The organism is Phyllobacterium sp., assembly GCF_037994425.1.
GTDB lineage: Bacteria > Pseudomonadota > Alphaproteobacteria > Rhizobiales > Rhizobiaceae > Phyllobacterium.
Genome location: NZ_JBBNAM010000252.1, coordinates 1 through 20,644, shown reverse-complemented (window position 1 = coordinate 20,644; position 20,644 = coordinate 1). Strand labels below are relative to the sequence as shown.

At 57.9% G+C, this 20,644-nt stretch carries 17 protein-coding genes; 5 read left to right on the top strand and 12 right to left on the bottom strand.

From position 1 onward, the window contains the following. Nucleotides 1–29 precede the first annotated feature (29 nt). Nucleotides 30–1,514, bottom strand: a complete 1,485-nt coding sequence (locus tag AAAB35_RS17430) for a mannitol dehydrogenase family protein (protein ID WP_340669542.1) — start codon at nt 1,512–1,514, stop codon at nt 30–32. Nucleotides 1,515–1,522: 8 nt separating this feature from the next. After that, nucleotides 1,523–2,920, bottom strand: coding sequence for a glucuronate isomerase (uxaC, locus tag AAAB35_RS17425; RefSeq protein ID WP_340669541.1), 1,398 nt, complete (start codon nt 2,918–2,920; stop codon nt 1,523–1,525). 260 nt (nt 2,921–3,180) lie between these two features. Between uxaC and AAAB35_RS17420 the strand changes: the two genes are divergently transcribed. The 5 genes from AAAB35_RS17420 to AAAB35_RS17400 all read left to right on the top strand — a co-directional run bounded on the left by AAAB35_RS17420 (nt 3,181) and on the right by AAAB35_RS17400 (nt 8,676). After that, on the top strand, nt 3,181–3,951 hold the full coding sequence (locus AAAB35_RS17420; RefSeq protein ID WP_340669540.1) for a GntR family transcriptional regulator: 771 nt from the start codon (nt 3,181–3,183) through the stop codon (nt 3,949–3,951). A gap of 35 nt (nt 3,952–3,986) precedes the next feature. Next, the gene (gene uxuA, locus AAAB35_RS17415; protein WP_340669539.1) at nt 3,987–5,177 is read left to right on the top strand and encodes a mannonate dehydratase; all 1,191 of its coding nucleotides are present in this window, start codon (nt 3,987–3,989) and stop codon (nt 5,175–5,177) included. 488 nt (nt 5,178–5,665) lie between these two features. Next, a complete protein-coding gene (locus tag AAAB35_RS17410; protein ID WP_340669554.1) occupies nt 5,666–5,971 on the top strand; it encodes a septal ring lytic transglycosylase RlpA family protein in 306 nt (101 codons plus the stop codon). A 114-nt stretch (nt 5,972–6,085) separates the two neighbouring features. Continuing rightward, entirely contained in the window at nt 6,086–7,027 is a 942-nt protein-coding gene (gene gshB, locus AAAB35_RS17405) for a glutathione synthase (protein ID WP_340669538.1), read from the top strand. A 116-nt stretch (nt 7,028–7,143) separates the two neighbouring features. After that, a complete protein-coding gene (locus tag AAAB35_RS17400; RefSeq protein WP_340669537.1) occupies nt 7,144–8,676 on the top strand; it encodes a YifB family Mg chelatase-like AAA ATPase in 1,533 nt (510 codons plus the stop codon). Nucleotides 8,677–8,936: 260 nt separating this feature from the next. Here the strand turns inward: AAAB35_RS17400 and AAAB35_RS17395 are convergent, their stop codons facing one another. The 10 genes from AAAB35_RS17395 to dnaK all read right to left on the bottom strand — a co-directional run. Beyond that, a complete protein-coding gene (locus AAAB35_RS17395; protein WP_340669553.1) occupies nt 8,937–9,521 on the bottom strand; it encodes a transglutaminase-like cysteine peptidase in 585 nt (194 codons plus the stop codon). A gap of 351 nt (nt 9,522–9,872) precedes the next feature. Further along, the gene (gene phaZ / locus AAAB35_RS17390; protein ID WP_340669536.1) at nt 9,873–11,150 is read right to left on the bottom strand and encodes a polyhydroxyalkanoate depolymerase; all 1,278 of its coding nucleotides are present in this window, start codon (nt 11,148–11,150) and stop codon (nt 9,873–9,875) included. A 175-nt stretch (nt 11,151–11,325) separates the two neighbouring features. Continuing rightward, on the bottom strand, nt 11,326–11,613 hold the full coding sequence (locus AAAB35_RS17385) for a DUF1330 domain-containing protein (protein ID WP_340669535.1): 288 nt from the start codon (nt 11,611–11,613) through the stop codon (nt 11,326–11,328). 32 nt (nt 11,614–11,645) lie between these two features. After that, a complete protein-coding gene (gene pyrF / locus AAAB35_RS17380) occupies nt 11,646–12,344 on the bottom strand; it encodes an orotidine-5'-phosphate decarboxylase (RefSeq protein WP_340669534.1) in 699 nt (232 codons plus the stop codon). Between the two features lie 93 nt (nt 12,345–12,437). Then, nucleotides 12,438–13,022: an NAD(P)H-dependent oxidoreductase gene (locus tag AAAB35_RS17375; protein WP_340669533.1), complete on the bottom strand. Its 585-nt coding sequence runs from the start codon at nt 13,020–13,022 to the stop codon at nt 12,438–12,440. A gap of 48 nt (nt 13,023–13,070) precedes the next feature. Beyond that, nucleotides 13,071–13,667: a class I SAM-dependent methyltransferase gene (locus AAAB35_RS17370; RefSeq protein WP_340669532.1), complete on the bottom strand. Its 597-nt coding sequence runs from the start codon at nt 13,665–13,667 to the stop codon at nt 13,071–13,073. A gap of 83 nt (nt 13,668–13,750) precedes the next feature. Beyond that, nucleotides 13,751–14,878, bottom strand: coding sequence for a molecular chaperone DnaJ (gene dnaJ / locus AAAB35_RS17365; RefSeq protein WP_340669531.1), 1,128 nt, complete (start codon nt 14,876–14,878; stop codon nt 13,751–13,753). A gap of 231 nt (nt 14,879–15,109) precedes the next feature. Next, nucleotides 15,110–17,341, bottom strand: coding sequence for a glycoside hydrolase family 92 protein (locus AAAB35_RS17360; RefSeq protein ID WP_340669530.1), 2,232 nt, complete (start codon nt 17,339–17,341; stop codon nt 15,110–15,112). Beyond that, nucleotides 17,256–18,827 carry a hypothetical protein gene (locus AAAB35_RS17355; RefSeq protein ID WP_340669529.1) on the bottom strand — a complete coding sequence of 524 codons (1,572 nt, stop codon included), beginning with the start codon at nt 18,825–18,827 and terminating at the stop codon, nt 17,256–17,258. The genes AAAB35_RS17360 and AAAB35_RS17355 overlap by 86 nt, the downstream gene beginning before the upstream one ends. 209 nt (nt 18,828–19,036) lie before the next feature. Next, nucleotides 19,037–20,644, bottom strand: a 1,608-nt coding sequence (gene dnaK, locus AAAB35_RS17350; protein ID WP_340669528.1) for a molecular chaperone DnaK, incomplete at its 5' end; no start/stop codon positions are given.

The window sequence follows — 20,644 nt, the reverse complement described above, 5'->3', positions numbered from 1 at the left end:
ATTAATCTATCAGATCAGGATAGCAAGACCTACCCTCCGATGGATTCCAAGACCGCCTTGGCCGAACCGTCTTTCAAGAGCTTCTCCAACGCAGCACCGACAGCGGTGTGAAACGCCGCATTGCTGGCCAGGTCCTCGCCAAAAATCTGCTTCATGCCGAGATAGGCATCGAGGATTTCCGGAGCTGAACTCTTTCCCTCGGTGCGCTTGCGGAACTCATCCGCCAGCGGATCACGGACATCGATCTGGCCCCCCTTCTCGTCGATTCCCGTGGCATAGCGCATCCAGCCTGCAACGCCGAGCGCTAGTCTCCCAAAAGGCTGGTTCTGTTCAAGGCGCTGGCCAATAGTATTCAGAAGCCGTTGTGGCAGCTTTTGCGACCCGTCCATGGCGATCTGCCATGTCCGGTGACGTAGTGCGGGATTGCGAAAGCGTTCGCGCAATTGCTCCTTGTAGGATGCAAGGTCAAAGCCAGATAGCGGCGGCAACGTCGGCGTGATCTCTTCGTCCATCATTGCTTCAACGAAGGCGCCGAAGCCGTCAGCCTGCATGACGTCGGAAACGGTCTCGTGTCCTGCGAGATAGCCGAGATAGGCGAGCGTGGAATGGCTGCCGTTAAGGAGCCGCAACTTCATCAGTTCGAACGCATCGACGTCGGCAACGAAGGTGACGCCGACCTCCTCCCATGCCGGACGTCCCGAAGGAAAATGATCTTCCACTACCCATTGGGTGAATGGTTCGGTCATAATCGGCCAGGCGTCGCGAAGTCCCGTGGTTTCATGTACCACGCTGCGATCCACATCGGTGGTTGCCGGGACGATCCGGTCGACCATGGTTGAAGGAAACGCCACATTCTCGCGAATGAACGTCGCCAAGCCAGGACCACGCAGTTCCGCAAAGCGTGTCACGACCCGTTTGAGGGTCTCGCCATTTGCCGGAAGATTATCGCACGACAGCAGCGTGAAGGGTTCCAGACCATTTGCACGGCGGAGCGCAAGCGCCTCGACGATGAAGCCGATGGCAGATCGCGGCGCTGCTGGATTGCCGAGGTCGTGGACGATATCTGGATGGCGTTCATCGAGCGATGCAGTCGCGGGGGCATAGCAATAGCCCTTCTCCGTTACGGTCAGCGAAACGATCTTGACGGCGGGACTGGTCATCGCTTCCAGCACGGCCTCCGGATCCTCGGGCGCCACCAGCACATTGGTGATGCTGCCAATGACGCGGAAACTATCGCCACTGCCGTCACGCACGGCGACGGTATAGAGGCCGTCCTGCGGCAACAGTGCATCGCGGGTATCGGCGCTCCGCAACGACACACCGAGGATGCCCCAGCGGCTATCACCATTTGCCAGCACCGCATCCGTGTACACCGCCTGATGCGCGCGGTGGAAAGCGCCAATGCCGAGGTGCACGATCCCGGTCTGGATTTGACCGCGATCGTAACCCGGTGTCTGTGTGTCCTTGGCCAGGCGAGCCAGTGTGGTCTCGCAGAGTCGGTCTTCCTCGGTCATTTCATCCCTTAAAGCTTGTATGCCTGCTTCGCGAGCCGGTAGGTAAGGTCATAAGCAACCTCCTGCGCCTCATCCTCATCGAGCCGGTGATCCGCAACGAGACGCGCAAGGAAAGCGCAATCAACGCGGCGCGCCATGTCATGGCGTGCAGGAATTGACAGATACGCGCGTGTATCGTCGTTGAAACCCACCGTATTATAAAAGCCGGCCGTCTCGGTCGTCAGTTCGCGAAAACGGCGCATGCCCTCCGGACTATCGTGGAACCACCAAGCGGGGCCCAGACGCAAAGCCGGATAGTGCCCGGCGAGGGGGGCGAGTTCGCGGCTATAACTTGTCTCATCGAGCGTGAAGAGGATGAGGGTGAGCCGCGAATCGTTGCCGAATGCATCAAGCAATGGCTTCAACTCCTCGACGTAACCGGTGGCTCGCGGGATGTCCGCGCCCTTGTCTGGCCCGAAGCGGTCGAAGATCGCGGGATTATGGTTGCGGAACGAGCCCGGGTGGATCTGCATCACAAGCCCATCTTCCACGCTCATGCCTGCCATCTCCGTCAGCATCTGGGCGCGGAACAGTTCGGCGTCTTCAGCGGAACCTCCCTTCAACACGCGTTCGAAGAGCCGCGCGGCCTCCGCGGCCGAAAGGTTCGCCGTGCGTGCAGTGGGCTGACCGTGATCGGTGGACGTGGCACCCCGAGCTTTGAAATAGTCGCGGCGTATGCGGTGCGCTTCGAGATAGCCGGGATAGTCGAGGTTCGTTCCGGCCAGCGCCACGAATTTTCCCACATTGGAACGAAATGTCGCTTGCGATGCGTCGACGACCGCGTCCGGACGATAGGCAGGAACAACGCGACCTTCCCACTCAGACCTCAGGATCGCATCATGAGCGGCGAGATCGTCTGTTGCCGCATCGGTCGTCGATATGACCTCGATCCCGAACTGCTTGAATAGCGCTCTCGGGCGCATGGACGGGTCGGTCAGACGCTCCGCTATCCGGTCGTAAAGCACATCGGCATTCTTCTCGCTGAGCCGCTCATCGATGCCGAACACGGTTTCCAGCGCATGCTCGAACCAAAGGCGGGAAGGCGTTCCGCGGAACAGATGAAAATGGCGCGCAAAGATTCGCCAGATCGTGCGACCGTCGGTTTCCACCACGCCGCCGTCCCTGCGCGGTACCCCGAGCGTTTCCAATGGCACGCCTTGTGAGTAGAGCATGCGAAAAATATAATGGTCCGGCTTGACGAAGAGACTCGCCGGATCGGGAAAGGCTTCGTCATCGGCATACCAGCGCGGGTCCGTATGACCGTGGGGAGAAACAATAGGCAGTCGCTCGACGGAATCAAACAGGCGTCGCGCGATGGCGCGCACATCAGGTTCGATTGGAAACAATCGGTCGGGATGGAGCGCCATTCTTCATTGTCCTTGCTGCGTCGTGGAATGCCTGGACTTCATGAAAACCAAAAACTGGTACCAACGTCCGCCGGTCGATCTCGCCATATCTTTGGAGATTTCCCAGCAATGGCCTTGGCGGAGACTAGAGAATAATATATTAGTATGTCAACACTTGCCGTTAGCGGAAATTCGATCACCGCGCCCAGGGGTCTATCAATCTGGACGAAATTCCATCATTCAGATGACGTGATCCTAAAATGAAGGAATGGAGCGCTGCAATGACAGCAAGAAACGGGGGAGAAAAAAGCGTGGCCGTTGCAGCGCCCGAGACGATTGCTTCGTCCGGCGACATCGGTACACGACCCGTGCGCCATGGCCCAGTAGCATCGGTCGGCCGCGTGACCACGGCGACCGCCATCTATCGCGAACTCCATGCTGCCATCGTTTCGATGGAGATGACGCCCGGAACCCCCCTTAATGAAAAGGTGCTCACAGAACGCTTCGGCGTCAGCCGGACGCCTGTGCGCGAGGCCCTGATCCGGCTTGTCGAGGATGGTCTCGTCGACGTGTTTCCGCAGTCCGGTACCTTCGTTGCGCGCATTCCCGTTGCGCTGATCCCCGAAGCCGTTGTCATCCGCCAGGCGCTCGAAGGCGCGACTGTCGAACGGGCAGCTTCCAGAGCGACCGCGAAAGACATTGAATGGCTCGACGAAATCTTGGCGCGGCAACAGTTTTTCGCCGACCGGCAGAATATGAGTGCTTTCCATGAAGCCGACGAAGCCTTTCACGAGGCGATTGCCGGCATATCGGGATATCCGGGTATCTGGCGCTATCTGAAGCCGGTGAAAGTACAGATCGACCGGGCCCGGCGCATGACCCTGCCCGCTCTCGGGCGCATGGAACATGTCCTTTCCGAGCACAGGATCATCCGCAATTCCATTGAGGCCCATGACGTGGCCGCGGCTTGCACCGCCATGAAGCAGCACCTCGATGCCGTCATCCCCGATGTTGACCAACTCAGGAAAAGCCACCCCGAATCGTTCATTTGATCGGGAATTGAAGAATAACAAACTAGGAGGAATGCATGCGTCAGGGATGGCGATGGTTTGGCCCAAAAGCCGGTGTTTCGCTTGACAATGTGCGTCAGGCAGGGGCGACCGATATCGTTTCGGCGCTGCACGATGTTCCGATCGGCGAGGCTTGGACCACCGCGCAAGTCCACGAGCGCAAGTCTCTGATCGAGTCCACGCCGGCTGGACGCGCGCAGCTGACTTGGTCTGTTGTCGAGAGTATTCCTATACCTGATGCCGTGAAGCGGACCGGCGGCGCGGCGAAGAACGAGATTGCTGCCTGGATCGCCAGCATGGAAGCGCTGGCGGCCCACGACATCAAGGTCGTCTGCTACAATTTCATGCCGGTGGTCGACTGGTGCCGTACGGAGCTCGACTACGTCACCCCGACCGGTTCCACCGCCATGCGGTTCGACCACAATCTGTTTGCCGTGTTCGATTTGCACATCCTGCAGCGCAAGGGCGCCGAAAGCGACTATTCAGAACAGGACAAGGAAATCGCAGCCGAACTCTATGCCAGCACGGGCGCACAGGAAATCGCCGACCTTACGCGCAATATTGCCAGTGCGCTCCCCGGCTCGACCACCGAGCCGCTGACCATTCCCGCGTTCCGTGACAAGCTCGAGGCCTATGCGGGCATCGATGCAAAACGGCTGCGCCAGCACCTGATCGAGTTCCTGCGGGCAGTGACACCCGTCGCCGATGACCTTGGCGTGAAGCTCACGCTGCATCCAGATGATCCGCCACGCCCGCTCTTCGGCCTACCGCGCATTGCTTCGTCGGAAGCCGACTATGCCGCGCTATTCGACGCGGTACCTTCGCCCGCCAATGGCATGTGCTATTGCACCGGGAGCCTTGGTGTGCGCGCTGACAATGACCTGCCGGCGATCGCCCGCCGATTTGCCGATCGCATTCACTTTGCCCATCTGCGCGCGACGATGCGCGAGGGCGACGGCCGCAGCTTCCACGAGGCGGCGCATCTTGAAGGCGATGTCGACATGGTGGCAGTTTTACGGGAACTCCTCACGGAGGACCGCAAGCGCGACAAGCCCAACAGCATCATATTCCGGTCGGACCATGGTCATCGCATGCTCGACGACCTCGACAAGGAAGTGACCCCAGGATACCCAGCGATCGGCCGGCTGCGCGGCCTTGCCGAGCTGCGGGGTATAATTCACGCTCTGGATCCACAAGCTCTCGTCTAAAGGCGATCACTTTTTACCAAATATTGCGCCCTGGCCTTCCTGAGGCCGGGGCGTTCTAATTCTTTATGGTTAATCCTTTTTTACCATACTTATGAGTCGGTGCACTTTAATGCCAAGCAAAGCTCAATAATTCGACGAATATCCATCACATTGTCGCCATTTTTCATTTCATTGGCAGAAATACCGCTCCCATGAGAAGCATACTGGATCACGTTTTGAGTCATATTAAGACAAGCTTTTTGAGTGACTTGACCGATCTTCGCAGCTGATCTCGGACCATCTTGCCAGGACGGGTCACCTCAGGGCCACATTTCTCCAAAATAGAAGCAATTACTCACTCACGCCGTGATCTACTTGCCCGGGGGTCAATCTTCAATGCGTGCGTCTTCAGTCCGGCAGTTCTGCCGCGGGCTACGATAAGTGCGAATATCACCATGGTCTCTATCGCAAGCCTCCGCACCGTCCTTTCGGCATCGGTGCTATTCCTCATGCTCGGCGCCGTTTCAGCTCATGCGGGCTCTGCCTGCGGCGGCGCTTCCTGGTATGCCTTGCGTTCCAAGACAGCGTCCGGCGAACGGATGAATCCTTCCGACCTTACCGCCGCGCACCGCACCTTGCCTTTTGGCTCGAAAGTCAAAGTGACCAACCAACGCAACGGCCGCTCCATCGTCGTGCGCATCAACGATCGCGGGCCGTTCATCAAGGGCCGTGTGATCGATCTCTCCAAGGGCGCAGCCAACCAGCTCGGTTTTGTTGGCCAGGGACACACCAATATCTGCATGGCCCGGCTCTGATCGAACACACGCGAGAATACCGCGCCAATGGTCATGGCGCGCCATGGGATTGACCTTGGCCGTCGAACGTGACATCGCCATGTGAGCATTTCCTGCTCGTTTAGGGGACGTTCGATGGCACTCCAAGTCGCGGTCCAGATGGACCATATTAAATCGATCCGGATCGGCGGCGACACCACGTTTGCACTTTGCCTCGAAGCGCAAAAGCGTGGTCACAATCTCTTCCATTATACGCCTGATCGGCTCAGCTTGCGCGATGGCGTCGTTTCGGCCCGCGTCGAGGAACTGAGCGTCCGTGATGTCGAGGGCGATCACTTCACCCTTGGTGAGCCAATCCTGCGCGACCTGTCGGAAATGGACGTGGTGCTGCTGCGCCAGGATCCGCCGTTCGACATGAACTACATCACGACGACGCATATACTCGAGCGCATTCATCCGCAGACACTCGTCGTCAACGATCCAGCCTGGGTGCGCAACAGTCCCGAAAAGATCTTCGTCACCGAGTTCCCGGACCTGATGCCGGAGACACTGATCACCAAGGACCCGCAGGAGATCGTATCCTTTCGCAAGGAATTCGGCGACATCATCCTGAAGCCGCTCTATGGCAATGGCGGCGCCGGCGTATTCCACCTTGCCGATGGCGACCGCAACTTGACATCGCTCCTCGAAATGTTCGGCCAGATGTTCCGCGAGCCGATCATCGCACAGCGCTACCTGAAGGATGTACGCGCCGGCGACAAGCGCATCATCCTAATTGACGGAGAACCCGTAGGCGCGATCAACCGCGTACCCTCGGAAAGCGATGCGCGCTCCAACATGCATGTGGGCGGCCGCGCTGAGAAGACCGACCTCACCCCGCGCGAACGCGAAATCTGCACGCGCATCGGGCCATCATTGCGCGAACGCGGCTTTATCCTCGTCGGCATCGACGTCATCGGTGACTATATGACGGAGATCAACGTGACCTCACCGACGGGCGTACGTGAAGTGAAGCGCTTTGGCGGCGCCGACATAGCAGCACTGTTCTGGGATGCGGTGGAAGCCAGGCGGGCGTGAGGCCGGAACCTCACTTGTTCCCTTAATGTTCTTGTAATGCGAAATGAAATGTGCTGATGTCTCGCCATTGCACATAACCACCTTTTTGATGCCCGCATTTTCTCAAGGACGAATGTATGGTCACCCGCGTTCAAACGGTCGCCTTTCAGGGTATCGATGCGCAGCCTGTCGACGTGCAGGTCATGATCGCGCCGGGCAAGATGGGGATGCATATCGTCGGCCTCCCTGATAAGGCCGTTGCCGAAAGCCGCGAGCGGGTTCAGGCAGCCCTTCATGCATCGGGATTGTCGATGCCGGTGAAGAAGGTGACGGTCAACCTCGCACCCGCCGACCTGCCGAAAGAGGGAAGCCACTATGATCTGCCGATCGCCGTGGGATTGATGGTCGGGCTCGGCGCCTTGCCCGCCGACGTCCTGCAATCCTATGTCGTCCTTGGCGAACTCTCGCTCGACGGTACGATTACCCATGTGGCCGGGGTTTTGCCGGCGGCAATTGCAGCCAACCGGCAGGACAAGGGGTTGATATGCCCGGCGCCGTGCGGGCCGGAGGCCGCTTGGGCAGGAGCCGAGATCGACATTCTCGCGCCGCGCAGCCTCATAGCGCTCGCCAATCATTTTCGCGGAACGCAAGTGCTGTCCCGGCCCGAGCCCGCCATGCAGGCGAGCGCGAGCGGCCTCCCCGATCTTGCCGACATCCGCGGGCAGGAAAGCGCGCGACGCGCACTCGAAGTGGCCGCGGCCGGGGGCCACAATCTTCTCATGGTAGGACCGCCGGGATCAGGCAAATCCATGCTGGCGCAACGCCTCCCGTCTGTCCTGCCGCCGCTATTGCCGCGCGAACTGCTTGAGGTATCGATGATCGCATCGATCGCCGGCGAACTCGCCGGTGGCAAGCTTACCGATCGACGTCCGTTCCGCGCACCGCATCACTCCGCATCCATGACGGCCATGGTTGGAGGCGGGGTCCGTGCCAGGCCCGGCGAGGTTTCGCTCGCTCATCACGGCGTTCTCTTCCTTGACGAATTCCCGGAATTCACCCCGCAGGTTCTCGATTCGCTGCGCCAACCTCTGGAAACGGGCGAATGCATGATTGCGCGCGCCAATCACCGCATCGCCTATCCGGCACAGATTCAACTGGTGGCGGCAATGAACCCCTGCCGCTGCGGCATGGCAGGCGAACCCGGCCACCTATGCGCACGCGGACCGCGCTGCCGCCAGGACTATCAGGCGCGCCTCTCCGGACCCCTGCTAGACCGCATCGACATCCGGATCGATGTGCCTTCGGTGAACGCGACAGATCTCATCCGCCCCTCAGTGTCGGAGACCAGCGCTTCGGTCGCCGCGCGGGTCGCGCGCGCTCGCGCCATCCAGAAGCGGCGCTTCGAAGATTGCGGCGCTGCTTCGATCACGACGAACGCACAATGTACAGTCGCCCTTATCGAGCGGATCGCCTCGCCCGATGCTTCCGGCATGGCGCTGTTGCAGCAGGCAAGCGAGCAGATGCGCTTTTCGGCTCGCGCCTATCACCGCGTATTGAAGGTCGCTCGCACGCTTGCAGACCTCGACGCTCAGGAAACAATCGGGCGTATCCACCTTGCCGAAGCGATTTCCTATCGCATGACGACGGACAGGATGAACGAACCAGCGTAAGATCGCCGGGCATGCGGCCGACAAAAAGCTGTACGATCTTACGAATACATGGCGTCGGCGCAGGACGAAATTAAGCGTCGTGCTGGACGTCGATCCGCAGCTGAAACCGGGAAGTGGCCTACAGGCTCCCAGACTGGCCACGCGCATGCAGCCCCCCGTGATCGTTGCCTTGGCGTATGAGGGCGAGAACTACAGACGAATCCCAGTTAAAAAATGCCGGACCTCTCGATCCGGCATTTTCACTTTCGCGGGCACCCCCGTTACTGGACGGAACCGACCAGAATATTGGTTGGGGCTTCGATGCTGACCCAGCGCCCTGTATTATTGGTCGCCTGACGCTTCAGATAGGTGTATTCGGTCTCGGACCAGTTCTTCACGCCATCGATGAGATTATCGAGGATGAAGTCACCCTTGTCGGTGCGGACGGTGAGGACTGCATGTCCCTCGCCATCGGGCTTGCGGACGACCGTGATCAGAAGATTGGCGGCCGAAATGCCGGCTTGCATCAGGTCGCGCCGTTTCAAAAGCACGTAATCCTCACAGTCCCCGGCTTTATCAGGATAGGCCCAATATTCCTCGACGCCGTAGATTTCCTTGTCGGTCAAGGGCTTGATCTTCTGGTTGACTTCACTGTTGACGTTGACGATCAACTGCCAGAAATCGTGGGTCATCTTTTCCGGCATGATGTTGCGGCTGCGGAGCGCGCACTCTTCCGGGATACGCTTGCACAATTCGTAATGGCCAATGGGTTGTGACGTCAGGGCGCCTGTGGTCATGAAGGCCTCGGACGCGTAGGCCGAATTTGCTCCAAGTGCGGACGTGAAGAACGCTATGGCGATCCCCATCGACTTCAAAACCCGCCCCATTCCGAACATGCCCTACTCCAAACCAACAGCTTTCGTTAATAAAAGGTTAATGGCCGGACGGGACATGAGTCAATCACAATGGCGCCACGGTCTTGCCATTGTTAATATATGGTTAAAATTTGCGGCGCCGACTATCCCCACGTTCGATTGATACGCAGCGGGGTCGAACTGCTTCGAAACGGAGCTGTTGTCAGGGCAAGGTCATTCGAGGGAACAGCCACGATACGTTGACCAACGTACTGAAAATAAACGCGTTATTATGACATATAAGAACCGCATGCTCTGCCGCTATCGGCGCCGGGCTGCGGTTCTGCAACTAACCCGAACGTTCTACCCCGCCGCGCGCTTGCCAATTGGCGTCACATTGCTCTTGCGGTTCACGCGTGCGTGATCGTTAACAAATTGGACAATCCGTGGCGCAATTTCGGCACGGAAGCGCGAGCCGTTGAATACACCATAATGGCCAACTTTCGGCTGCAGGTAGTGCATGCGCATTTCTTTCGGGATGTTCACGCAAAGCGTCTGGGCCGCTTTCGTCTGGCCGACCCCGGAGATATCATCGTTTTCGCCCTCTACCGTGAGCAGCGCCACATTGCGAATCGCCGACGGGTCCACAAGGATACCGCGATGGGTCATTTCACCTTTCGGCAAGGCATGGCGAACGAAAACGGTGTCGACGGTCTGTAGGTAGAACTCGGCCGTCAGGTCCATCACGGCCATATATTCGTCGTAGAATTCGCGGTGCTTGTCCGCCGAGTCGCCATCCTCCTTCACAAGGTGCATGAAGAATTCCTTGTGCGCCGTAATGTGGCGGTCGAGGTTCATGCTCATGAAGCCTGAAAGCTGCAGGAAGCCCGGATAGACCTCGCGCATAAACCCCGCATGTGGCCACGGGACCGACATGACGACATTCTCGCGGAACCAGTCGATGCCCTTTTCCTCGGCCAGCTTATTGACCACCGTCGGATTCTTTCGCGTATCGATCGGGCCGCCCATCAGCGTCATGCTCGAAGGTGCGAACCGATCACCATTCACCTCCATAACCGAAACGGCGGCGAGCACCGGGACGGAAGGCTGGCATACGGCCACGACGTGGGTATCCTCACCCAAAGCGTGAAACATCTCGATGACGTAGTCGATGTAATCATCCAGGTCGAATTTGCCGTCGTTAAGCGGAACCGTGCGCGCATCGACCCAATCGGTGATGTAAACTTCGGCGTGCGGCAGCAGGGCTTCAACCGTGCCGCGCAGCAGCGTCGCATAGTGGCCGGACATCGGCGCGACAATCAGTATCCTTGGATCGGCAGGACGCTTTGTAGGCAAGGCGCGCTTGAAATGGATGAGGTTGCAGAACGGCTTCGACCAGACGATCTTTTCCTTCACGTCGGTTTCAACGCCGTCCACGGTGGTGATAGGCAGGCCGAACGTTGGCTTCCCATAGGCCCGGGTTGTGCGCTCAAACAGTTCGCACATCGCAGCGATAGAGCGCCCGACGACCGTCTGCGACAATGGATTCAACGGGTTGTCGTAGAAGAGCTTGGTCGCGTCAGCGAAGGCCCGATAAGGCTGAAGCGCGGCATGGTTGAGTTCATAAAGTTGATAAAACATTCCACTTTCCGATCAATCACCACAACTGCAATCCAAGAACAATAACGCCCACATATGAAAATGTTCTTGATGGGTCAGTGACCGTAGCTGGTTTTGCCGCTATTGCAATGCAACAAAGGTATGAGAGAACAGAAAAATGTTCGCCGCCGAAAGACGTAGCGAAGGTTCGCCGACGTCAGACTCCTTCAACAAGCAGCATTTCGCCATCTGCAACTGTGACGCGGATCGCCTTTGCCGCCTGGTACTCGGGCGAATTGTAGCAGTCGAGGGCTGCCCGGAGCGACGGAAACTCGATGACGACGTTGCGGCCGCGCCCTGGTCCTTCGAGCACATGATAGGACCCGCCACGTGCGAGAAAGTTGGCGCCATACTTCTCAAAAGCTGGCTTGGCTGCTGCGACATAGTCCTTGTAGCGTTCCGGATCTTTCACATCCATCCGCGCAATCCAGTATCCCTTGGGCATCTCACTTTCTCCCTTATAGATATGAAGTTTGCTTATGACTTCGCCATTTCCGCGAGAATTGCCTCCGCTGCCGCGCGCCGGTCGGATGCGCCGACAATTGGGCGGGCAACGACGAGATGACTTGCACCAGCGCGCAATGCCTCGAGGGGCGTCATCACTCGTTTCTGATCACCGGTTTCGGAGCCCGCCGGCCTGATACCCGGCGTCACGACCGCGAGGTTCGGCCCCACAACCTTGCGTACCGCCTGTGCCTCGGTCGCCGCGCAGACAATGCCGCCCATGCCGGCCTTCAGCGCCTGTTCGGACCGGATAAGCACCAGCGTATGCGGGTCATGCTCGTAACCGGCATCGATCAAGTCCCGCTGGTCCATCGACGTCAACACCGTGACGCCAAGCAGGCAAAGGTCGGAACCACTTGCGGCCTCCACCGCAGCTTTCATGGCTTTCGGATAGGCATGCAGCGTCAGCATGGAGACGCCCATCTTGACGATATTCTCGACGGCCTTGGCCACCGTATTGTCGATGTCGAGAAGTTTCATATCGAGAAAGACTTTCTTGCCGGAGCGGGCAAGTTCGCTGGCAAGTCCAAGCCCGCCAGCGAAGGCGAGCTGATAACCGATCTTGTAATACGACACCGTATCTCCAAGCTCGCTGATTACCTCTTCGGCGACGTCGAGCGTCGGCACGTCGAGGCCGACGATCAGGCGCTCGCGCAAAGCCGCATCCGTCATGACAACCATCCCTCTTTTCGTTGATCAAACCCCATTGGCATAGAAGCGTCAGCTTGGAAACAGCTTAAGGGCCAATGGGGTGCGAAATTCCGATTATCCGCGGGATTTCGCAAAACGCGTGTGGTCGATCAGCGATTGGCAAACCCGCTGCATCGATTTCGCCGTGCGCGGGTCTCGAAATGAACCGTCGTCGTCAAAAGCTTCATGGGCATGAATGACCGAACATTGCTCGGTGATAATCTGCGTCCCGACATTCATGAGAACGGATCGCAGATGATAAAGACCACGCGCACCGCCGAAATTGCCCTCGGACGAGGAGCAAAGCGCGACCACCTTGCCGGCATAGGGTTTGAACGGACTGCCGCCATCCTTCGAGATGCGGCTTACCCAGTCGATGGCGTTTTTCAGAAGCGGTGGTATTGACGAATTGTACTCGGGCGAGGCGATCAGAATGCCGTCATGCGCCGCAAACAACCGGCCAAGCTTCATGGCGTTCTCGGGGATCCCCATTTCTGCTTCGAGATCCTGATCCATCAACGGCAGGGGATAGTCGAAAAGCGCGATAAGCGTCACATCGGCGCCGAGTTCGGCCAGCGTCTTCACCGTGGCATTGGCCACCTTCTTGCTGTAGGCACCGGTACGGTTCGACCCGGCGAACACAAGAATCTTTGGCAGCATCCCATTCCTCTTCGAAATTTACACGTCGACCACGGCAACTATAGGGTGTCAGTCAACCCGGCGGTAGACCCAGAGGCGCGCTGGAGGCACGTTGCGGATGATGAAATCGAGATGCTCGATCTTGTAGTTGCCGCGGCCAGCCGGCACCGGCGATAAGGGACCGTAGGTGATCTGCACGATGGGTCGGCCGTGGGGAACGCGCCGAAGGAGATCCTCGACAATAGAAACGCGATCGCTCACTGGAAAATTCAAAAGCGGAACGGCCGAGATGACGCTGTCGAATTTCTGGTCGCTTTTATCGCCGAGCGTCTTGTCAAGGTCGAAGGCGTCGCCCTCGATGATGTTCACACCGGGGAAATCTTCGCGCAGATGCTCGGCAAAATCAGAAGAGTATTCGACGCTGTAAAGATTTGCCGGGGCAACGCCACGATTGAGAATGGCCCGGGTAATCACCCCAGTGCCCGGCCCGAGTTCCAACACGGGAAGCCCGGAATGCGGGTTCACGACGCTCGCCATCCGCCGAGCGGTGATGGAACTGGTGGGGAGAATCGATCCGACGGCTTTGGGTCCATGCATCCAGCCCTTGAAGAAACGGATCTCCTCACCGAATTTTTCGGCCAGTTTCTTCCCCAAAGGTCTCGACATGCTCATCCTCCGTCGCGGTCAGACAAGTTTATGCCGCAACACGTGGCGGAAGCAAGGCCGCCACGCGGAAAAGTCCAGCAAATCTACTCGCTTAGACCCTCAAAGAACTCTTTCATGCGCGCAAAGAAGCCGGAAGATTGCGGGCTGTTGTCCTGCGATGAAATTCGCTCGAACTCCTCAAGCAATTCGCGCTGCCGCTTATTGAGGTTCTGTGGGGTTTCAATCGCAATCTGGATATAAAGATCGCCCATGGCAGGCTGGCGCAGCACAGGCATGCCCTTGCCCTTCAGCCGGAACTGCTTGGCGTTCTGGGTGCCGTCCGGAATTTTGACACGCGTCTGCGTCCCGTCGAGTGTCGCCACTTCGATCTGCCCGCCAAGTGCGGCAGTCGTCATCGAAATCGGAACTTTGCAATAAAGGTCGGCGCCATCCCGCTGGAAGAATTCGTGTGGCTTCAGCGACAGGAAAATATAAAGGTCGCCCGCCGGCCCGCCGCGCAAGCCGGCTTCACCTTCGCCGGTCAGGCGAATGCGCGTGCCGTCCTCGATGCCAGCCGGGATATTGACGGAAAGTGCCCGCTCTTCGGTTACGCGTCCCTGGCCCGCACACTTCGTGCAAGGGTCCTTGATGATCTGGCCACGGCCATGGCATGTCGGGCAGGTGCGCTCGATCGAAAAGAAGCCCTGTGCGGCGCGCACGCGGCCGGAACCGCTGCAGGTGCTGCAGGTGACCGGCGAGGTACCAACCTTGGCGCCGGATCCTGAGCACTCATCGCAAGTGATCGAGGTCGGAACGCGGATTTGCGCGGTTTTGCCCGTATAGGCTTCCTCGAGGGTTATCTCCATGTTGTAGCGCAGATCAGCGCCGCGTTCGCGGCCACCGGAACGGCGCTGGCGCCCCCCGCCCATCATCTCGCCGAAAATGTCTTCGAAAATATCGGCGAATCCGCCGGCTCCGCCGAAGCCCCCACCACCATTCATGCCACCATGCTCAAAGGCCGCATGGCCGAATCGATCATAGGCCGCGCGTTTTTGCGGATCTTTGAGCGTTTCGTAGGCTTCGCCGATTTCCTTGAAGCGGTGCTCGGCGGCCGCGTCGCCCGGATTCTTGTCGGGGTGAAATTGCATTGCCAGCTTACGGAAAGCGCTCTTGAGCTCTTTCTCATCAGCGCTTTTCGTTACGCCGAGGGTTTCGTAGTAGTCAGCCTTCATCCAGACACTCGTTCCGTGAAAAAATCGCAAACGCTTCTTCAGAAGCTTATTTAATGCCGGTATTTAGGTGTTCGTCGCCATGAATGCCATAGCCAACTTACATTGATTCGCAAGAAATGGCGCATAATCGCGCTTTATTGCGATTATGTGGCAGGAATTGCCGCTTTGCCAAAAAAGAAGGCCCGGCGCAATGGCCGGGCCTTCCTTGTCTGCAGGATATCAAAGCACCCGTTACTGCGCAGCTGGTTCCCCGAGAAGTTCGAACTCGGCGACCGAGACGGCGCCTGTCCCGGTGAACTCCAGGCGATATTTCGCGTAGGACGCCGGTGCCTTCAACGCGAATGGACGTGTCTGCCGCCGCCACTGGAACGACTGGTCCTTGCGTTCATCAAGGGTTGTCCAAGCAACTCCGTCATTGGAGCCCTTGAGTATCCAGCCTGTCGGATCCTGCCCATCGGCTGAGCCCGACGTCAGCGTATAGAGTTTGACCGTATCGCTCTTTTGCGGGCTCTTCTTGCCGGCCTCCATCCAGCGGGCGGCACCAGCGACGCTTGTCCATGTCGTGCCCGATGTCCGGTCGAAGAATTTAGCCTTGTCGGCCTCATTGCCGGCGGCCACATCGTACGCGCCAATCGGCAGCAATGATTTTAGCGGTTCGAGCTTCTTGTCGCCCTGGGTGATCGACGTCGGAACGTCATTGACGCCCGTGCCCCATTGCGAAGGATTCGGACCCATTTCGTAATCGAGCGTGGCGCCATCGACCAACTCGGAGTGCAGGAGATAGTTGCGCGTTATGTCCTTGCCGTTCAACTTGACGCTCTGCACATAGCGATTGGCCGAACTGACATTCGGCGCCTTGATCTCGATCTTCTTGCCGTTTTCCAAGGTGACGGTCATATTCTGGAAATAGGGAGCACCAATTGCGTATTCAGGCCGGCCCATGCTGACGGGATAAATACCCATAGCGCTCAATATGTACCAAGCTGACTGTTCACCATTGTCTTCATCGCCGATGTAACCTTCGCCGGTGGAATTGCCGTTCGCGTCGAAGCCGGTGAAGTAGAGCTTGTCCATGACATCGCGCAGGTATTTCTGTCCGCTCGAAGGTGAACCCGCATAGTTGTACATATAGATCGAGTGGTGCACCGGCTGGTTCGAGTGCTGATATTCGCCGACACTGGCAAGTTCGTCGACCTTTTTGGCTTCCAGTATTTCGTGGATTACCGACCAGTAGCTACCGTTATCGGTGGCCGGCTTAGTCTTGAAGAACGTGTCAAGTTTGTCCTTCAGCTTCTGCCGCCCGCCATAGAGATTGGCGAGACCTTGTCCATCCTGCGGAGCAAGAAATGCATAGGACCACGCATTTCCCTCAGTATAGCCATAGCCCCAGCTTTGCGGGGTGCTCGGACCCGATTGCCAACTGCCGTCCGTACTCTTTGATCGGAAAAACCCTCCGGACCAAGCGCCTGTCGCCGTTCCGTCGAATATGCTCGGATAGCTGATCGCGCGGTTCATGAAATAAGCATGGTCGTCTTCCTTTTTCAATTCCTTCGCCATTTGGGCAATACCGAAATCGTTGATGTAGGCTTCGAGTGACCATGCGACAGATTCGCTGTTGTCAGTCTTGTAACCATAGAAGATCGACCTATCCATGCCCTTCCGGCCCTTGGAGCCGTCGGAACTGTAGTTCGTGGCATTGCGCAACATGGATGCGTAGGCGGCATCGACGTCGAAATTGCGCACGCCTTTCATATATGCATCGGCGAATATGATATCGGAACTGGTTGCGACCATGCTGTCGTTGTAGCCTGGGCCCGACCAGCGGGTGACCCAGCCGCCATCCTTGTAGCCGTTGACGAAGCCGTCGATCATTAGCCCGGCTTGTGTGGGAAGCAACAGCGTGTAAAGCGGCCAATTTGTCCGGTACGTGTCCCAAAATCCGCTATTGACCCAAATCTTACCTTCCTTCTTGGCCGCCGGGCTCGTGTAGGGACTCATATAAATTGCTTTGCCCGTATCCTTTTCCCAAGCGGAGTTCGGATAAAGAAACGCCCGATACATATTGGAATAGAGAATGGTCTTTTGATCTTCGGTCGCGCCCTTGACTCGGACCTGGCCGAGCTTTTGAAGCCAGGCAGCCTCAGCGAGATCCTTGACGGCGTCGAACGATTTACCGCCGATTTCGTCCTGAAGATTCGCCTGCGCCTGATCCACGCTGATGAACGAAGTGGCGATCTTCATGCCGACCACTTTTTTACCATCCGGGGTGGCGAACCGAACCCACCCGGCATCTCCATCCCAGCTGCTCATCGTCACCTTGTTGGCAATCACGGGCGCATCAAACTTGATGTAATAGTACATCTTGATCGAACTGCTGTCATTGCCCGAGATTACCCCGCTGGCTTGGTCGATCGCGACCGCGGTTTTGGGTATCTCCGCTGAAGCCGGAAACGACCACGGCAAGCGTGTCTCGGCCTGCCGGCGCCGTGAACCGAAAATAAGCTGCATGATCGGTCGGGGTGATTTCGGTCTTGATGCCGCTGTCAAATTCCAAGCTGTAGTAATGCGCACTGGCGATCTCGTTCTTGCGCTGGAATTTTTCGGCACGTGCGCTTCTGTTTGTCTCCGGCTCTCCGCTCGAGTTCACCTTACTGACGGGCATGATGTTGAGCGATTGCCGATTGCCGATCCATGGGCTCGGCTCGTGAACCACGGCGAATGCTTGCACCGTGTCGATCAAACTCCCATTCTCGCTTGTTTTAAACTGGTAGAACCAGTTCTTGTCGTCTCGATTTGTCGGCGTCCAGAAGTTGAATCCAAACGGCATCGCGGTTGCCGGAAACGTGTTACCGCGGGTGAAGTCGCCACTCGACTGGGCACCACGCATGGTATTCACGTATTCCGCAAGGAAGAGGCCCGTCAAATTGTTGATCTCGCCCCTGTTCGCCTTGGTCCTCTTGTCGAGATCGGCCGTTCCGGCCTGGAACGCCGGCTTTCCATCCTTTAGGGATGTGGTTAGGGCCGTGATTTCGTCATCAAGCGCAGCCACCTGGGCCGAAGTGGCATCGGCCGGAAGCGTCTGGATGCCCTTGATGAGACCGTCGCCCTTGCCAATCGTCGCCGCCAACTCTGCCTGTTTCGCCGAAATGTCGCCTTCCACCGTACCAAGCTGCTTGAGCACGTCCGCAAGCGCACTCTTATCGCCAGCGGATAGTGCCGATATGTCTGCCTTCTCAGCGCGGGCTCTCACCGTCTTGGCATTTGCGCCCAGACGTACAAGATCCGTCACAGCAGGCAGTGTATTGGCCAGCTCGCTCTTCAGCGCAGTGATGCGCGGCTGAGCGGATTCCAGCTTGAGCGCTTTGGTAATTCGGTCGAGCGATGTGACGGCACCGGTCGTGACAGTGGCTCCGGTTTGCAGCGCGCGAATAGCTGCATCGAGCTCAGCGGCAGTTGTGGCGGCTTCTTTTTGTTTCCCCTCAATACCAAGGATCTTCTCGCCAAGTTCGGCGATTTTCGTACCCGAAATCTTCCCGGTAACTTGCAACTCGCCGACCTGACTGAAAAGTTCAGCAATAGATGTTGCCATCTTGTCGTTGGCAGTTTTGAGGTCGCCGACTTGGCCCGAAAGGGCGTCAGTCACAGTGGCGCCGCTGCCTTGCAATTCGCCGATCCGGATAGATAGATCGTCAATAGCTTTTGCCGCCTTGGCGTTCGTATCTTTTATATCGCCAATTTCGGCGATCAGACCGGACAGAGCCGCCTGATTGCCCTCTTTTAGCGCGCCAACCTGCGTCGTCAGGGCATCGATACGTGCCGTCGCCTCCACGTTGGCTTTGCTCAGCGCATCAAATGTGCTTCGCGTATTAGCATCGACTTTGTCGTCGGCGTTATTGCAGCCAGCAAGCATTGTGCACCCGAGAAGGGCGCTGATAAGTGATTTTTTCAAAATGACTTCCTCCCAATAAATAAATCCAAACCGGTACGGGAGGCATGAAAGGGTTTCAGACCAAACTGTTTCCTCCCAGATACAATTCAACCGATTGAATTGAATATCTAAGCAGCTTTCCACATCGACTCAATTGGGCGAAAGTCTAATCTAGGCAACAAAAAGCCCGGCGCAGTGGCCGGGCTTTTCCGTTGGTCATGTTGAAGGCGTTAGGCGGACTTCTTCTTGCCGTCTTCGTCGATCTCTTCGAAATCGGCGTCGACCACATCATCGTCAGCCTTCGCTGTCGCATCGGCGGTCGCACCGCCTTCGGCGGCTTCGGCAGCCTGCGAAGCTTCGTACATCGCCTGACCGAGCTTCATCGACGCCTCGGCAAGGGTCTGGGTCTTGGCCTTGATGGCCTCGGCGTCGTCGCCTTCGATGGTCGTCTTCAAGTCGGCGAGGGCCGTCTCGATGGCAGACTTGTCTTCGGCCGAAACCTTGTCGCCATAATCCTTGAGCGACTTCTCGGTCGAATGGACCAGGGCTTCGGCCTGGTTCTTCGCCTCGACGGCTTCGCGGCGCTTCTTGTCGGTTTCGGCGTTCGCTTCGGCGTCCTTCACCATCTTCTCGATGTCGGCATCGGAAAGACCACCGGACGCCTGGATGCGGATCTGGTGTTCCTTGCCCGTGCCCTTGTCCTTGGCCGAGACGTTGACGATACCGTTGGCGTCGATGTCGAACGTGACCTCGATCTGCGGTACACCGCGCGGTGCCGGCGGAATGCCGACGAGGTCGAACTGGCCAAGCGCCTTGTTGTCGGCAGCCATTTCGCGCTCACCCTGGAAGACGCGGATCGTCACGGCGGACTGATTGTCTTCTGCCGTGGAGAAGGTCTGCGACTTCTTGGTCGGGATCGTCGTGTTGCGCTCGATCAGACGGGTAAAGACACCACCCAGCGTCTCGATGCCGAGTGACAGCGGCGTCACGTCGAGCAAGAGCACGTCCTTGACGTCGCCCTGCAGAACGCCGGCCTGGATGGCGGCACCCATTGCCACAACCTCGTCCGGGTTGACGCCCTTGTGGGGCTCCTTGCCGAAGAAGGCTTTGACGATTTCCTGGATCTTCGGCATGCGGGTCATGCCGCCAACGAGGACCACTTCATCGATTTCGCCTGCCTTGAGGCCAGCATCCTTGAGCGCCGACTTGCAGGGCTCAACGGTGCGCTGAACCAAATCATCGACGAGGCTTTCGTACTTGGCGCGCGACAGCTTCATCGTCAGATGCTTCGGACCCGACGCATCAGCGGTGATGAAAGGCAGGTTGATTTCAGTCTGCTGTGCCGACGAAAGCTCGATCTTCGCCTTCTCGGCTGCTTCCTTCAGACGCTGCAGAGCAAGCTTGTCGTTCTTCAGGTCGATGCCCTGTTCCTTCTTGAACTCGGCAGCAAAATATTCGACCAGACGCATATCGAAGTCTTCACCGCCAAGGAACGTATCGCCGTTGGTGGATTTCACTTCGAAAACGCCATCGCCGATCTCAAGGATCGACACGTCGAACGTGCCACCGCCAAGATCGTATACGGCAATCGTCTTGCCTTCCTTCTTCTCGAGCCCATAGGCGAGAGCTGCTGCCGTCGGCTCGTTGATGATACGCAGGACTTCGAGACCTGCGATCTTGCCGGCGTCCTTGGTTGCCTGGCGCTGGGCGTCGTTGAAGTAGGCCGGAACCGTGATGACGGCTTTCTCGACCTTTTCGCCGAGATAGGCTTCGGCGGTTTCTTTCATCTTCTGCAGAATCATCGCTGAAATCTGCGACGGGGAGTATTTCTTGCCGTG

Bases quoted from the DNA above. Each gene is read 5' to 3' on its own strand.
- dnaJ (WP_340669531.1), bottom strand. From the start codon at position 14,878: ATGAAGGCTGACTACTACGAAACCCTCGGCGTAACGAAAAGCGCTGAT.
- AAAB35_RS17420 (WP_340669540.1), top strand. From the start codon at position 3,181: ATGACAGCAAGAAACGGGGGAGAAAAAAGCGTGGCCGTTGCAGCGCCC.
- AAAB35_RS17430 (WP_340669542.1), bottom strand. From the start codon at position 1,514: ATGACCGAGGAAGACCGACTCTGCGAGACCACACTGGCTCGCCTGGCC.
- uxaC (WP_340669541.1), bottom strand. From the start codon at position 2,920: ATGGCGCTCCATCCCGACCGATTGTTTCCAATCGAACCTGATGTGCGC.
- AAAB35_RS17410 (WP_340669554.1), top strand. From the start codon at position 5,666: ATGCTCGGCGCCGTTTCAGCTCATGCGGGCTCTGCCTGCGGCGGCGCT.
- AAAB35_RS17375 (WP_340669533.1), bottom strand. From the start codon at position 13,022: ATGCTGCCAAAGATTCTTGTGTTCGCCGGGTCGAACCGTACCGGTGCC.
- phaZ (WP_340669536.1), bottom strand. From the start codon at position 11,150: ATGTTTTATCAACTTTATGAACTCAACCATGCCGCGCTTCAGCCTTAT.
- pyrF (WP_340669534.1), bottom strand. From the start codon at position 12,344: ATGACGGATGCGGCTTTGCGCGAGCGCCTGATCGTCGGCCTCGACGTG.
- AAAB35_RS17400 (WP_340669537.1), top strand. From the start codon at position 7,144: ATGGTCACCCGCGTTCAAACGGTCGCCTTTCAGGGTATCGATGCGCAG.
- gshB (WP_340669538.1), top strand. From the start codon at position 6,086: ATGGCACTCCAAGTCGCGGTCCAGATGGACCATATTAAATCGATCCGG.
- AAAB35_RS17395 (WP_340669553.1), bottom strand. From the start codon at position 9,521: ATGGGGATCGCCATAGCGTTCTTCACGTCCGCACTTGGAGCAAATTCG.
- AAAB35_RS17385 (WP_340669535.1), bottom strand. From the start codon at position 11,613: ATGCCCAAGGGATACTGGATTGCGCGGATGGATGTGAAAGATCCGGAA.
- AAAB35_RS17370 (WP_340669532.1), bottom strand. From the start codon at position 13,667: ATGTCGAGACCTTTGGGGAAGAAACTGGCCGAAAAATTCGGTGAGGAG.
- uxuA (WP_340669539.1), top strand. From the start codon at position 3,987: ATGCGTCAGGGATGGCGATGGTTTGGCCCAAAAGCCGGTGTTTCGCTT.